This is a genomic window from Leptothoe sp. ISB3NOV94-8A, from assembly GCF_043421595.1.
Lineage (GTDB): Bacteria > Cyanobacteriota > Cyanobacteriia > Phormidesmidales > Phormidesmidaceae > Leptothoe > Leptothoe turfae.
In genome coordinates this window covers 789,531-805,532 of the sequence record NZ_JAXSQW010000001.1, presented here as the reverse complement: position 1 = coordinate 805,532, position 16,002 = coordinate 789,531, and the positions used below count along the sequence as shown (strand labels likewise).

10 protein-coding genes are annotated in these 16,002 nt (G+C 44.5%); 8 read left to right on the top strand and 2 right to left on the bottom strand.

What is annotated here, in order from left to right:
* Nucleotides 1-50: 50 nt before the first annotated feature.
* The 8 genes from SPB21_RS03325 to SPB21_RS03290 all read left to right on the top strand — a co-directional run bounded on the left by SPB21_RS03325 (nt 51) and on the right by SPB21_RS03290 (nt 12,070).
* On the top strand, nt 51-599 hold the full coding sequence (locus SPB21_RS03325; RefSeq protein ID WP_163670824.1) for a CBS domain-containing protein: 549 nt from the start codon (nt 51-53) through the stop codon (nt 597-599).
* A 1,580-nt stretch (nt 600-2,179) separates the two neighbouring features.
* Nucleotides 2,180-3,463, top strand: coding sequence for a response regulator (locus SPB21_RS03320; RefSeq protein ID WP_163670827.1), 1,284 nt, complete (start codon nt 2,180-2,182; stop codon nt 3,461-3,463).
* A 116-nt stretch (nt 3,464-3,579) separates the two neighbouring features.
* A complete protein-coding gene (locus tag SPB21_RS03315) occupies nt 3,580-3,945 on the top strand; it encodes a response regulator (RefSeq protein WP_006519718.1) in 366 nt (121 codons plus the stop codon).
* Entirely contained in the window at nt 3,942-4,490 is a 549-nt protein-coding gene (locus tag SPB21_RS03310) for a chemotaxis protein CheW (protein WP_163670829.1), read from the top strand. Before SPB21_RS03315 ends, SPB21_RS03310 begins: the two co-directional genes overlap by 4 nt.
* Nucleotides 4,491-4,551: 61 nt before the next feature.
* A complete protein-coding gene (locus SPB21_RS03305) occupies nt 4,552-6,882 on the top strand; it encodes a methyl-accepting chemotaxis protein (RefSeq protein ID WP_163700369.1) in 2,331 nt (776 codons plus the stop codon).
* A gap of 120 nt (nt 6,883-7,002) precedes the next feature.
* Nucleotides 7,003-10,509, top strand: coding sequence for a hybrid sensor histidine kinase/response regulator (locus tag SPB21_RS03300; RefSeq protein ID WP_499865467.1), 3,507 nt, complete (start codon nt 7,003-7,005; stop codon nt 10,507-10,509).
* An 8-nt stretch (nt 10,510-10,517) separates the two neighbouring features.
* Nucleotides 10,518-11,087, top strand: coding sequence for a chemotaxis protein CheW (locus SPB21_RS03295; protein WP_163700374.1), 570 nt, complete (start codon nt 10,518-10,520; stop codon nt 11,085-11,087).
* Between the two features lie 545 nt (nt 11,088-11,632).
* Complete coding sequence (locus tag SPB21_RS03290; protein WP_163700377.1) at nt 11,633-12,070, top strand: peptidoglycan-binding domain-containing protein; 438 nt, start codon at nt 11,633-11,635, stop codon at nt 12,068-12,070.
* Between the two features lie 19 nt (nt 12,071-12,089).
* On the opposite strand, the gene chrA is transcribed toward SPB21_RS03290, so the two are convergent.
* Together chrA and SPB21_RS03280 are read right to left on the bottom strand one after the other, a co-directional pair.
* Nucleotides 12,090-13,376: a chromate efflux transporter gene (gene chrA / locus SPB21_RS03285; protein WP_163670839.1), complete on the bottom strand. Its 1,287-nt coding sequence runs from the start codon at nt 13,374-13,376 to the stop codon at nt 12,090-12,092.
* Nucleotides 13,377-13,467: 91 nt separating this feature from the next.
* Nucleotides 13,468-14,484: a sulfotransferase family protein gene (locus SPB21_RS03280; protein WP_163670841.1), complete on the bottom strand. Its 1,017-nt coding sequence runs from the start codon at nt 14,482-14,484 to the stop codon at nt 13,468-13,470.
* Between the last annotated feature and the right edge of the window lie 1,518 nt (nt 14,485-16,002).

Below are 16,002 nucleotides of genomic sequence, written 5' to 3'. Positions count from 1 at the left end.
ACTGAGAATCTCTTTTACTTATCTTCTTTTTGACGAGGAACAGAGCAATCATGATGCAGGCAAAAGATATTATGACCGCTGATGTAATTACCATTAGTGGTTCGGCCACCGTTGCTGAAGCAGTTGAACTGATGAAAAACAAAGGATTGCGCGCATTGATCGTAGACCGGAGAAATGAAGACGATCCCTACGGCATGGTGACGGAAACCGATATCGTCTATAAGGTAGCGGCCTACGGTCACAATCCTAAAGAAATGAGGGTGTTTGAGATTATGACTAAGCCTTGCATTGTCGTACCACCAGATCTGGGTGTGGAGTACGTAGCCCGCTTGTTTACCAATACTAAGATCCGTCGGGCTCCAGTTGTTCAGGGACGTCTGATGGGCATTATCTCAGTGTCAGACATCCTCTGTAAAAGTGACTTTGTAGAGAAACCTAAGCGACTATTTATTGAAGATGAAATTGATGTCGCCCGTCAAGAAGCGCGCAAAGTGTGTGAGGACCAGGGTGCCACATCCCCTGCCTGTGCTGCTGCTTGGGATGTAGTCGAAGAACTACAGGCAACGGCAGCCCATCAAAGAGCGACTAAAAAAAGCTAACGTTCGTTCGGACTAATCGATAGCAGCCGTAGAGATTTAAAACCTCTGTTCTGTCTTGGTCAAGACAGAACAGAGGGTAACTCCCTGCACTTTAAAGTTCAGGAACGTGTCAGCTAATAAAGTGACGGATTTGACCCAACTTAAAGCGAATCGTCCAAGGGTGATAGTTCTGGACTGAAGGAACCTCAGTTTTTAAATGGCTAGATGTAGGCTAATGGGACGCTTCAGACGGACTCCAGACCTGGGTGCTTGGGATGCGATCGCGCATTACATCAATTCATTAAGCCACTCAGATCAGCTCCCTATCATACTTTAGTCTAGGGCTCTACACAGGTCACTAGCCACACCATGACCAAAGACTTCATTTATTAATTCATCACCCACACAATAGATACCCGATGGATAATGTCCACGTTTCCTAACTATATAAACTATATAATGTCTACGTTTCCTAACGATGTAGATATTCCAGATTAAGATATTGTCAGAGCTGTAGGGTCTCTCAAGCAGCTTAAACTCTTCAAATCCCAGAATTTAGATCAGGACATTTTTTTCATACCCAGACGACAATCTTGCAATACAAAAAGTATTGATAAATCTACTTTGGTCTACAGGCAAACGACTGGTCTGGTAGAATACTGTATTAAGAACGGAACATCTGCATCTATTTAGAACGGATCATCTACATCGTCTAGAAGTGCACATCGGCTAACCTGTTAGCATCTGCCAACTAGCAAAGCAGGTTTATCTACCACATCAAACACTTCTAGAGAAAACTAGCTACAACATCAGACCATCTAGGCATGGAATAATAAAACCAGTGTCTTTTGATACCCAAACATACTCGGCATCTGAACAAGTAATGATACGTCTCGAGGCATGAAAGATCTCTTATATTTCTCATATAAAAATATAACCGAGATTTCCCTAAAACAACAACCTTTGAATAAGCTTTGGCTGATACAGCCTAAATGCACAATGCATTGCTAGATTGTTATTGGTCAAATTTTAAGGTACGGGACCTTAGCAGGTACATGAATAGGACAGTTATTGCCTGAAGTTCAATATATATGTTGTTCACGACAATACATTGCTATGGTTAATACCTGATCTTGGCCATTAATACAAAGCAATCGCACTTTATAACATCACTAGAAGTCCATCCAAAACCAGTACTAAAGTTTCGACCTAGATTGCCGGAGAAACGACTTCAAACAGTGAATAATTCTTTGTATCGATTGTGTTTCCCTTTGCTTCAAGCCAAAAAATCACATAGGAGTAGATGTATAAAATCTATTTCTAGACTAAATATTAACCTCAAAAAGAATGGGTTTCAAGGTATGTCTTAAGATTTCAGCAAAATCAATGATTTTTGGGATTCTTAGGAACTTTTTAAACCTATTTTCAATCGATAATCGATTTACCAATAGATTCTTCGAACTTTATTCGAATGCTTAAAAATCCTCTGACGTTTGAGAGTTTTTAGGTTTAACGAATTCACATTGTCTCGATTTTTTGATTCGACATTAGGTAATAGCTAATGAATTGAGGCCTACGGGAATTGTAAGGACATGAACTTTATGAAAAGCTTGCAAAAGTCAAGACTCACAAATACCACCAAAACCATCCGTAGCTTTCAACCTCTGGTTTTGCTAGCAAGCTTCGTTCATACCTATGGAAGCGGATGCTTAGAAGTTGATGCAAAATCAATGTCGTGGTGGATTTATTTCAAAGACGGCAAACTTAACTATGCATCCTATGCATCAGATAAAAGCCTCGCATATACATTAAAGTGGCTCAAGCTTAAATTAGCTGCTATGAGTCAAAAAGCATTTGCCTGGCTTGAGGAAAATTCTGAAGAGTTACTAAATATAGAACCTGAGAATACTCAATCAATCCAATATTTTGACTACCAAATCATTTGCTATCTAATCGACCAAAAATATCTCGAATTATGGCAGGCCCAAGAACTGATAGAACAGCTGACAAGAGAAGCCATTGAGTCGTTCCTATCTCTGTCAGGGGGAGCCGTCAGAATTGAAAGAGAACTTTTTGAAATCCCAATATTTACCAGGCTTGATCCTAAGGCAACCATTGAAGATTGCCAGGCACGTATCAAAACTTGGAAACTACTACGTCCCTTAATTACATCTCCACATCAGAGACCTTATATTGTCAGTCAGGATACTTTCTTTAACACTAACAATTCAGATTCTATTTCCCCCAGGTTAAAAAGTAAGTTAGGCAACATTTTACGGGGATATAGCATTCGTCATATCGCAGCTATTTTGCAGCAAGATGAACTGGATGTTGCTAAGTTTTTGCATCCCTACATTGAGAATCAATCAATCCTACTACGGGCACCGGAATCTCCATTTGATCGACTAACAGGGCTAGAAAAACCACTAGCAAAAAAGGCCCAAGGCATAGATCCAATCAAAGGAATAAATTCAAATAGAAGCCCTTATTTATCATCAAACTCCCATAAAAAACAAAAATCTCGCCCTGTAATTGCCTGTGTTGATGACAGCCCAAATACATTAGACCAGATCGAACGTTTTTTAGGTGAAGAAAACTTCTCTGTCTTTAAATTTATTGAGCCCATTAAAGCCACATTTCAACTAAAACGGCTGAAGCCAGATATTATTTTGTTAGACCTAACAATGCCAACAATTAGTGGATATGAATTATGTAGAATGCTGAGACGTCTTCCCGGATTTGAAGATATACCTGTTGTAATGGTAACAGGCAAGAAAGGGATTATCAATAAGACAAGAGCTAAATTAGTAGGTGCTACCGATTATTTGGAGAAACCTTTTAATAGAGCTAGTTTGCTAGATGTGATATCTAGAAACCTGTCTTAAAAGATATCTAAAATAGTCAGTTTTATTTACATATAATTTCTGACTATTTGAATATGTCTTTGATGGATTGATTTTCCCAAACAACATTCAAACAACAGCTTTTGAGGTGAACTAACGTGACTAAGATCTTAGTTGTCGATGACTCTATCAACGAATTGGAACTTATCAGCAATTATCTGAGGAAAGGTGGATACACAGTCATCGTAGCCACTGATGCAAAAGAAGCGTTGAGTAAGGCCATTGAGCATCAGCCAAATGTGATCGTGACTGACTTGGTGATGCCAGGTATGAACGGCCTAGAAATGTGTCGTAATCTCAAGAAAAATCCGGTAACTCAGAAGGTGCCAATCGTAGCGTGCACCTCAAAATCAGGTGAGATTGATCGTCTCTGGGCCATGAAACAGGGAGTCAATGTCTATGTGACAAAACCCTTTACTGAAGATCAGCTTGTTAACGCCGTTCGATACAGTCTAAGTCAATGAAGTCATCTGTTCTTGCCCATCGACAAATTCAATCTGAGGCAACGTCTGGTGCGGCCTGCTTGAGTTTTCAGCTGAATGAACAAACTCCTGCTCTGTTCTCAATGAAGCAGGTGCAGGAGGTGATTGTTCTTCCAGCAAAGCAGATTACGCCTATGCCAAATATGCCCCCCTGTGTGCTGGGGTTATCCACTAGGCGGAGTCGAGTGATGTGGCTAGTGGATTTGGCCCATATGCTGCTATCTACTCCATTACCGTCCAATACTCGTAGTTATAACGTTGTGATTATCCGGGTAGCTCAAAGAGCACAGCAACAAAATATGCTTGTCTCGACAGCTCATAACCAGGCGCTCTTGGGTTTGATTGTCCCTACTATGAAGGGAGTTATCCGCTTTTCACTAGATTTAATTCAAACACCCAAAGGGCATTTTGCGCCAAGCATCGCCCCTTGTCTGCGTGGTTGTTTATTACAGCAAGATGAGATGTTACTGGTTCTGGATGCTGAAGCCATTGCCCGTTCTCCCATCTTGCAAAGTGCTTGGGGTTAATTCTTTAGCGCTTAATTTTCACTGTACCTTCTATCCACTTTACATCTAAGCAATTACCACAATGGCCCCTAACACCGAATTTCCGTCCCAATTGGACAACCTCACCGCCGGCAACGGTACTCTGCCTGACAGCATGGACTCCACTGGCTATTCTCCCGCCGTGACCGCCAATCGTCAGAACGATGAACAGTCTAGGGCTCAGACATCCTCCGCAGGCTTTTGGCAAAAACTGACGCTTAAAACAAAGGTGCTGGGCTTGGCCCTCTCGCTGGGAGTGGCTCCGGTACTGGGGGTAGGTGGCCTGGGATATTTGCTAGTGGAGCAACGGGTAACAACCCAGGTAAATGATACTCGACAAGCAGCAACAGATGACATTGCTAAGTTTACGACAGAGTTTATGGATGGTCGTTTCCAGGACTTGAGAACGTTTTCACAGCTGAGCACATTTGCTGATCCTAAAGTGCGTGGGGCCATGACTACGGCTGAGAGAAATGCGTATCTCAGACGGATGGTTGAGTCGTCACCAATTTATGACGATATTGCTGTTGTGGACCTCAACGGCAGTCCGATTGCGGTCAGAGATCCCTCAGTAATTCAAGGCAATGTAAGTCAACTTGACTGGTTCCAGAATGTGATTAGTACCCAGGATATTACCTGGGTACAACCAAGAGCGCCTTTGGCGGGTGATCTGGCATTCGTGCTGGTGGGGGCTGCGCCAATTTTTGACACCCAAACAGGGGAAATGATCTCTATTGTTCGTGTGCGTCTTGACCTCGAGGAACTAAAGCAACGTATCAGTGATTTTACGGCTCAACAGTCTGAGGTGGGGCTAATCGACGCTAATGAAGAAATCTTTCTGACTAACACGGAAGGCACAGAACTCAACCCAATTCTGGCTAACCTCTCTGATCGGGTGTCCTGGTTGCAGGATAGAGAACCTCAGATTACGGTTCTAAACGCAGGGAATAATCCTCAGCTAACAGCCTACGCTCCTATTATTAACGGTGATGAAGATCCGCAGCTGAACTGGAGTGTCGTTAGTTTGGTGGACACGTCCACGGCCTATGTGGCATCACGGCAGCTGTTGAACACGGTGCTTGTGGGTACGGGGATTACGGTGTTGCTGGTGGCTGCGATCGCAACCCTGGTGGCCACCCGAGCTACCCTACCGATTTTGCAAATTACCGATTCGGTAAAACGCTTGGGTCAAGGTGACTTTGGCACCCGAATCAACACCCAGGGCGCAGACGAAATCGCCCAGTTGGGAAGCAATATCAACCTGATGGCATCACAAATTCAAACCCTGCTGGTGAAGCAAGAAGAATCGGTGCAGCAACAAATTTCTGCCCAAGCCCAGGTAGAACGCGCTGAAGAAGAACGTAAACGTAACGAGGTTCTACAGCGCGAACTGGTGCAGCTTTTGAACGAGATGGAAGAAGCATCTAACGGTAACCTCACGGTACGTACAGAGCTAACAGCGGGTGAAATTGGTATTATCGGTGACGTTTTCAACGCCATTATTGAGAACCTACGTTCAATCGTTGTCCAGGTGAAACAGGCAACTGGACAGGTAAATTCGTCTATTGACCAGAGTGAAGGTGCGATTCGCGAACTGGCCGATGAAGCCCTGGCTCAGATGGACGAAATTACCAACACTCTGAATTCAGTTGAGCAGATGTCTAACTCAATTCAAGAGGTGGCCGACAACGCCCGTCAGGCGGCACAGGTAGCACAGGTGGCATCCAACGCAGCCCAAGACAGTGGAACTGCCATGGACCGTACGGTAGAAAGTATTCTAGACCTGCGGTCTACGGTAGCAGAAACCGGTAAGAAGGTAAAACAGCTGGGTGAATCGTCGCAGCAGATTTCTCAGGTGGTTTCGCTGATTAACGAAATTGCCATGAAGACCAACCTGCTAGCCGTAAACGCCAGTATTGAGGCGGCCCACGCAGGGGAAGAAGGTCAAGGCTTCGCAGTGGTTGCAAGTGAGGTTGGTCAGCTGGCGGAACAGTCGGCGGCAGCCACCAAAGAGATTGAGCAGATTGTGAAAAACATTCAGATGGGTACCCGAGACGTGGTAGAAGCCATGGAACGGGGTACAACCCAGGTGGTAGAAGGTACTCAGCTAGTACAAGAAACTAAAGAAGGCTTGGGACAGATTGTGGAAGTATCGCAGAAAATTGACGAGCTACTACAGTCTATTTCTAAAGCAACCGTTTCACAGGCTGAAACATCCCAGACGGTTACTCAGCTTATGCAACAGATTACGCAAGCTTCTAAACGCACATCAGATTCTTCCCGCGCCGTAGCCGGAAGACTACAAAATACGGTAGAAGTTGCCCGCGAACTGGAATCCGCTGTGGACCAGTTCAAAGTCAAGACAGATATGTAATCAACCATCGCTGGTTTCAGAGTATGGCTTAGGCTGCTTTCCTTCCTCTCTGAGACCAGCAACACGACAGTAGACATCTCTTCTATATCAAAAATTATTCTGCTCTATTAAATTAAAGCCATGTCACATGAAGCAGATCGTGAGGTCTGGCTCAACTTCTTAGATGAAGTTGATGAATATCTCAACACCATTGAATCAGGATTAATCGGGCTTGCAGAAACCGGGGTGGATCCACAGCAAATGGACGCAGCGCTACGGGCAGCCCACACCATTAAAGGCATCGGCTCGATGATCGAATGCCCAGCAATGACCCATTTGGCCCATCGATTCGAAGATTCTTTGAAGATTATCAAAGTTCGTCGAAGCGCCATCCAAGTTGATGCTGCCTTGGAGATGCTGCTATTAAGGGGTCTGGACGGTATGCGCCAGATCAGTTCCCTGCATCGACAGGCCCTGCCCATTACCGATTCATGGCTCAAGGAGAATGTCTATCCCAGCTTTGAGAAGCTACACGATCGCTTAGGCGAAGTACAACCTAGTGATGAGCTGGCATTGCTCGCTGATGAGTCCGACGACAATACAGCCGTTGTCATGTTCGGAACTGAAGTAGAGGAGCTGTTGGAACGGCTAACATCGGTCTTGGACACACCAGGTTCTCCCTGTCTGCGGGAAGAACTAGAAATGATGGTGGAGGAATTGCACGACCTAGGAAAAATGCTAGAGCTAGATAGGTTTTGTCAGCTCTGTGAGTCGATCCATCAACACCTAGTGACGGCTGTTCCAGAACAAATAGAGCCCATTGCCCATAAATCTCTAGAACTTTGGCAGCGTTCTCAGGCACTGATCATGGTTGGCCAATTTGCGAAGCTACCCACTCAGTTAGAGATGCCTTCGGTCACCACAACTAATGAGTTTGACAACATTATCTTTGAGGCAGCTGATGCCATCCCAGATTGGGTAACAGACGTCCCTGAGATAGAAATTTCTGACCTTAAAACATTGGACACAAGCGCGGCAGCTGTTAGCTCTCCCGATATCGTGAGTGATGCTGAAGTCTTTGAGGAGAACCTCAATCAAATTGAGGTCACTATCCCAGAGGAGATCATCGTCGAGCCGGTATCGTCCGTAGACTACTCCATAACATCTTTAGAGAATGCAGAGTCTTTAGAGAATGCAACCCAGGTTTTTCCTGATAGTCCTAACCAGGACTTAGATGAGATTCAGGAAACGCAGCACGCAGCAGTAGAGGCCAATACGGACGTTTCCCCCAGCACCATTGATAGTGTCGATGGTACTCCCGATGACGCTGTAAATTCTGACAGTGCCATTGATTGGGCCAGCATTGAGGCAGCCATCGAGAATTTTGACCCAGCCGAGTTTCAATTTGATGATCCCTTAACTACCAACGAACCCACGGCAGCCCCTGAGAATCTAAAGACAGTTTTAGAACCCGAGGTTGAGTTTTCGTCCTTCTCTGCACCTGTTCAACCAGAGCCTGCTACTACCGCTGAAAAGGAAGTTTTTGAACCTCAAGTTGAGTTTTCGTCCTTCTTCCAACCTGCAGCACAAGCAGAGGAGCACGAAGAATTTGTAGAGATTTTTGTTGAGCCAGTAGAGTCTCCTGCTAAAAACACGCCAGAGGTTCAAGAAAATACCGTTCGAGTCCCGATTAAGCTGCTCACACAGCTAAACGACTTGTTTGGAGAATTGATCATCCAGCGTAACACCATGAACTCGCGCCTGGATCAAATGGAAGACTTAATGAATTTGTTCTCCCAACGAATGGTCAATTTAGAGGGAACAAATACAGAACTGCAGATGTTTTGTAATCAGCTCTCAGTGGATACATCTGTACCCCATATGAAGGCTAACAAGAATGAGGGTAAAGCTCAAGGGACAAAGCAGGGTAAACCCCAAATAGAAATTACAGGTGCGATCGCAACCACTGAACAAGCCTTTGACAGTCTAGAGCTTGATCGATACAGCGATCTACACCTTTTATCTCAGGATCAGCGCGAGACCCTGGTCCAATTACGGGAGGTGACCAGCGATGTCAAGCTTAACATGCGGGAAATCAAGCAGGCATCCAGCAACTTGAACCGCACCGCTAAATCATTACAAATCAACGTTACACGGGCCAGGATGCGCCCTCTCTCCGACATCGTTGAGCGCTTCCCCAGAACTGTACGAGAGCTATCTCTACAGTACGGAAAAGCAGTCGAGCTGAAGATCACCGGCGGAGCCACCCTGATTGATCGCTTTGTCGCAGTACACCTGCGCGATCCCCTCATGCACTTGCTACGCAATGCATTTGACCATGGCATCGAAGACGCCGAGACCCGGCAAATGCAAGGAAAACCACCCCAAGGAACCATTGAAATTCGAGCCGCTCACCGAGGTAACCAAACACTGATCTCCATCAGTGATGATGGTGCAGGCATTAACCTCACTAAAATTCGCAGTCGTGCCTATCAAATGGGCCTCACGGATGAAATACTTGATAGCATGAGCCAAGGCGACCTGCTGGGTATGATTTTTGAGCCTGGATTTAGTACAGCGGCCCAGGTCACCAACCTCTCAGGCCGAGGCATTGGCATGGATGTGGTACGCACTAACCTCGAAGAGATTCGAAGTGAGGTCAAAGTTGATACTCAACCTGGTCTTGGCACCACATTTACCATTAGCGTCCCCTTCACCCTATCAATCCTAAGGGTTCTACTGGTTGAAAGTGGCGGCATGCGACTGGCATTTCCCACCGACGGTATTGAGGAAATGATTCGCCTCAATACCGTGCAGGTCTTCGATTCTCCAGAGCAAAAGGTGATTAACTGGGAAGGGTTGACTGTGCCTCTAATTCAGCTAGACCAATGGTTAGATTTTCGCTGCCCATTACGGCCCACAACAACTGAAAGCACACCCATTATTAATGAGCCATCCATCCTAATCATTAATCGAGGAGAACGCCTCAGCGGTATTTATATTGACCGTTTCTGGGGAGAGCGAGAAGTCGTTATTCGCCAGGTTGAAAACGTTATTAGCTTGCCACCAGGCTTTAATGGTTGCACCATTTTGGAAGACGGTAATGTGGTGCCCTTGGCGGATGCAGCCAAGCTGCTGGAATGGATTGATAATGATAATGATGATACCATCTCCCCAAGAGGCTCCCAACCCTGGCAACAACTTTTACAATCCAGCGAAGAACCTGAGCCACCACGTCCCTTGGCCTTGCCCCAAGCGCAACAAACCAGCGTTCTGGTTGTTGATGACTCCATCAATATGCGTCAACTATTGAGAACAACTTTAGAGCAAGCGGGCTATAGCGTAGAGCAAGGCAAAGATGGTCAAGATGCCGTAGACCAATTGCTTGGCGGACTTGCTGTGGATGCCATTGTCTGTGACATTGAAATGCCACGACTAGATGGATATGGTGTATTGGCAGAGATTAAATCCGATTCTAAGCTGAAGGACCTACCCATCATCATGCTCACTTCGCGTGGCAGTGAAAAACACCGTCAACTAGCCATGCGTCTGGGCGCAACCGCCTATATCACCAAGCCCTATCAGGATCATGAGCTTCTGCAAATGATTGAGCAGGTACTTGAACAACAACCCCTTAGCGCAGTGTAATCAATCCCATGCCTATTCCCTCTCCCCTCAAATCTCGACGTCTGAGATCCCATAAAGGCGAAACAACTCAACAGGTTATTGTTTTCCAAATTCAATGCGAATGGTTTGCCCTACCCATTTTCACCGTCAAGAAAGTTATACCTAAAAGCGATACCCAAGGGAATTACCCTAATTCAGGCGCAGGGTTAACTGTCTACGAAGGCAAAGAACTACTCATTCTAGACATTGCTCAGCAGATTTTTGGCCATCGACCAAACTCAACCAGTTTTCCAGCAGCAGATTCAACCACAGAACCACCAGAAGCCACAGAACCATCACAACAAAAACCTGAAGAGGGTTATCTGCTGATTATCCGTAACCGCCATGGAGACATTATCGGATTACCCGTCACATCTTCTCCGACCGTACGTCGGTTTGCTGAGTCAGAAATTGTCCCCCTACCTGCCAACTACGCAGTTAAAGTCAATATGCAGTGCATTAGTGGGCTGATTATCCAAGCCGACAACCAGCCAATTCTGTTTCTTTTAAATCCAGATCAGCTGCTACATACTCAACCTTTGCTGCCACCAACCACTTAAATGGTGACCCCAAACGTCTGTACATCCAATAGTGGAACCTAATTAATTTTGGTTCTTAAGTAGCGCGGGAAATTTCGGTGACAAAAAAAGCCAGCATCCAGGAGGCAGGAAAGCGCTGGATGCTGGCTCCTAACTCCCTACCTATCCAGGGTGTCCCAGATTAAACGGATACCCCCAGAAAGTTCCAATTATAGTCAAAATCCATAGCTCTCAATCAGCAGAGCCCAAATTCTTGAGTTTTTAATTAAATCAAGTGCTTTAATGGGCCTGTGTGACCCATAGCACGAGATACTTAAGAAGTCAGATACTGATGAAAATATGTATCATAGACTACAAGTAATACTCTGGCCTGGAAAACTCTTAATCAATCATTACAATACGAGCTTTTTAACATGCAAATTGAGGCTGACTAAGTCATAAAGATGCAAATATTTTTGTGTCTTTATATCTCAAATTTCCGAATACAAGTTAAGTCTAGATGTTTTTACTGTTTCAGAAGACATCTACTTCAATCTACTCTAATTATCCTACTATCAAGGTGATTTATGATTTCCTCAACACCAAAAGCATTATTAAAGCTCGGTTCTAGTCACCAAAAAGTAATCAAATTACAACAGCTTCTCAGTCAAAAAGTAGGACCAATTTCTATCACAGGCATTTTTGACTATGAAACCGAGATTGCTGTCAAAACCTTTCAATCTCGCATGTTTCTAAAACCGGATGGAATTGTTGGATTTCTCACCTGGCAAGCTCTCTACACAAATGCCCCAGTCAATATGCCAACGTTGCGACAGGGGTGCCATGGCAGTGCAGTTGAATCGGTGCAAGAATTGCTCTCAATTGATTTATACTACACTGGCGTTATTCATGGTCAATTTGACCATGAAATGTATCAAGCGGTCAAGCGCTTTCAAGCGGATCAAGGTTTACCCACCACTGGAGTTGTTGATGCCCTAACCTGGCGGTTGCTCAGCGAGATTTAGACTCTCGCTGAGCAACAAACTACGGATAAAGCAGTATGCCGATGGCACCTGCAATGGGAATGATCAGGGCTACCTCAATTTTCCACTTGAGTAGCGCAGCCATGGATCCCCCAAAGATAACGGCTGTAACCAAGTAAGCGACCATGGGTTGACCAAGCTCCAACATAGGCTGGGCAAATGATATACCAGCTACAAAAATCAGTCCAACTACCGCAGGGCGAATTCCTTTGAGGGCTGCCTGGATAGCCAATGACTGTTTAATACGCTGAAGTAAGTGCGAGCAGGTTAACATCAACATCGCTGGTGGGAAAAAGATACCCACTGTTGCCACCAGGGAACCCAAAATACCTTTGACTGAATAGCCAATGGCAGCGGCACTAATCAAAATCGGTCCCGGTGTCAGCTGACCCAGTGCGATCGCATTTGTAAATTCTGGTTGAGTAATCCAGCCATAGGTGTTGACCACCAACTCCTGGATCATAGGAATAAACACATAGCCACTGCCAAACAACAGCAGACTCATGCCAGAAAAGGTGATAAATAAGCGAGCCAGACTATCATCACTGATAAATGGCAACGGCACGATATATAGCACCAAAAAGAAGCTCAGAAATACAAATGAGGCAATAATATCGCCTTTAGAAACCTTGGACTCAGCCACTGGTGCTGGGTTTTCATCCAGGGCTGCCTGTCGCTTCACCTCATTGAAATACCAGAAGTAACCGACAATACCAGAGATGGCCACAATCAATAATGTTGTATAGAAGCCACCCACAAACTTCAAAAACAGGGCAGATATAACCGCAATTAAAATCGCTCGCCAGTTGCGAATCGACTTTATTGTTTTCTTACCCATACGCCAGGCCGCAGCCAAGATAATGGCCACCATAGCTGGGATAAAAGCCATAAAAGCCTTCTCTACCGCTGGGATAGACTCGAATCGCTTAGCGTAGATAGAAAAGATAACCAGTATCAGGTAGGAGGGCAACAGCGAACTAACGCTGGTAACCAGGGCACCTAAATTCCCACGAATTCGATAGCCCACATAGGCAATCACATTGGCGGCCATTGGCCCAGGTAAAACGGCTGCAAGGGAAATACCATCCAGCATATCTTCATGGGTCATCAGCTTACGTCGCTGTACCACAAAGCTTTCTACCACAGAGATCAAAGACATAAATCCGCCAAAGGCGGTGCTGCCGATCTTGAGAAATGTCCAAAACAGGTAGCTAAAGCTAACAGCTTCCCGTTCATTTGCAGATGCACTCGGCCCCTCGGGCTGAGTGGCCATAGTGTTCTTAGTCATGGGTAGTGCAGATAAGATGTGCTATTTACTAACTCAACATGATGGATCGGGATGATCCCAACCCACCATTGTTGTTACACTCGGAAAATCATTACGAGACAGTGGTCAGCGGACGACGATCCTTAATTGCTTGAAGCAATGCCGCCTGACGCTCACGGCGACCCAGATCTTCTGCATCCATAGTCTCTTTTCTCTCAGCCTTCAGACGCTGATTCTCAGCATCAAACTGAGCAATCTCCTCAGCACTGAAGGTAGCCACATCGTTTGGGGATGTTTGAGTACGCTCATAGCCCAGGGCATCTAGAACATCACCAGCCACCAATTCAAAGATTTTCACATCCTCTTCAGATGCCTGCGTTAAGAACTTTTTGGTATTCTGATTCATGATGGGCTTGGTCACATTGTTCCAGAGAGAGCTGGATGAAGCCGTATTTTTAGCTTCACTGGACTCATGAAAACTCATCATTGAAGGGCTATATTCCACCTCTAGAAACTTACACAGGGCCTTGAGACTTTCCTCAGGAGACCCGGTTAGAGACTCATAGCTGATGCTAAAGAACTGATTTTCATCAAACTTCTCACGCATCTTTAGGGCTGCACGCTGAGCTTTTGCCCAATCCTGTGCAATATGATAGAAGTGCTTTTGCCCAATAACAGCCTTCTTAAAGGAGACCGCTACATCTCTACCATCCCTATATAGGTAAAGATACTTTGCCTTAGGAAGATACTCATTAATCTCGGGCACATAGTGAACATTAGCCAAACTCTTGCAACACCAGGTTTCTGCCCCCCGGGTTTCTGCTAGAACATCGTAAACAGCAGAAAATACAGCAACTAGAGTATTTTGAGTGCAACGGTTGGTGATGTCTTGCCGATCTAAAACAACACCTTCCCAAGGGACCGGATTAAGTTCAATCAGCCGACAAACATCATCAACTAGCTGAGCAAATGTAGATGCATCCGAGAGATCCTCATAAGCAGACATTAGAGGCATTAATCTCTGCAAAATATGTGGTGGATGAGGTGCCTCAATCATAGGTATCTGGTTCAACATTAATCGCATTAAGTTTGAACCAGAACGCTGAGTACCAATCATTAATATAGACATAGCCCTGTTTTACTCCGCAAAAAACTGACTTAAAAAACTGACTTAAGAGAATATAGATCTTTGCAACAATCCAGCAGCTTAGCAGGCTGTACGCCATAGCGTACTACAGCTGAAGCCGGTTAGCAACCCATCAATGCGCTCATTAAGTGTCAACAACTGTTCGTTGTTAAAATAGCGTATGCACAACAACTTAATCGGCATGCAGAGACTCACTCTGCATGCAAAAACCATCTTGAAGAGCAGTCGATCAAAACACCAAGACACCCTTGAGAACCTTACTTATAGCAAGGTGACGCATTTATAAATGCAGCAAAATTGACAAAAACAACCTGCCATCCCAGAAAAACCGTGATAATCGTGATAATCGTGGGAGTATTGCCAGCACAGACAACAACTACTTAAGAAACTTGCTAAAAACAACTAGTCAACAGCAAAAGCAGCTTGTTCATACTCGAAACAGAACACCAGCCGCCTTTGCAACACAAACGCTAACAAATCGAAATAGCCTACAAGCATAGGCTAATTGTCAAAATTAAAACCACTTTCTAGACGGCTATCAGATAGTATAGAAACCCTTAGCCAAGCACTAGAAAAAGGTGTGAAAAGGTCAACAATCTCTCAAAAACACCTAAGTAAGATTTCAATGAGAAAGATTAACAACCATATGGTTTTTCAATATGCTCAACACATTTTTGTATATTTACACTCCCAACGTTTCACACCACAAAAAGCAGCATACTCCTCCAGAAGGAAGAACCTGTACTTAAGCCCATAATAGTCTCAAAACTTATTCCATCAGCCATTTGGCCTAAAGAACATGAAGCTTTTATAGGACTTTAGACTATCTTAAAAATAAACGTTGTCAGTAATAATACCAGCTTTATTTGATTTTTGTTAACTTTGATTTTTTTTCGAAGTTGGTTGCCCTATTCATCTGGGTAGAAAGAACATAGTCCAGGAATACCAAGGATTTCTCCCTGCTGACAATCTGCTCTTATCAGAGTTGCCCCATGACTCGACATTTCTAGAAAACATTGTTTGTTTATCAAGCTCCTGTAGCATCAATACGTTCAGGATTCATGTTGTATTCGATACAAACTATCAAAGCATTTTTACTGATGAGTCAACGCTACTTTTTATACTCTGGAAGAAATACAGAAAACGACATCAACAATTAATTCTGATCGAATAAAAACATTCATTCCATGGAACTGTTGGCAGTTTTTTAATGATTGAGTTAAACAAGTATTATTGTTTAGGCTACGTTAGAGTTTGTGCAGGGACCATAGTTAGAAAATATGGAAAGGGCTTTGACAGCCATGATGCTTGGCAACGATAGCACCCACATAGGAGTGAAGTGGTCACTAAATGCCGCATAGAGCTATTAAAAATTGCGCTGTATAGACTGTAGTGAATGATGTTCTAGTTGCGATCGCTTACCCAAAAAGTAAGTAGCTGCCAGGCATCTACTGTTTGATAAAAGGGCATCTCACTTGAGCTTTTTTTAAGCTCTAAAGG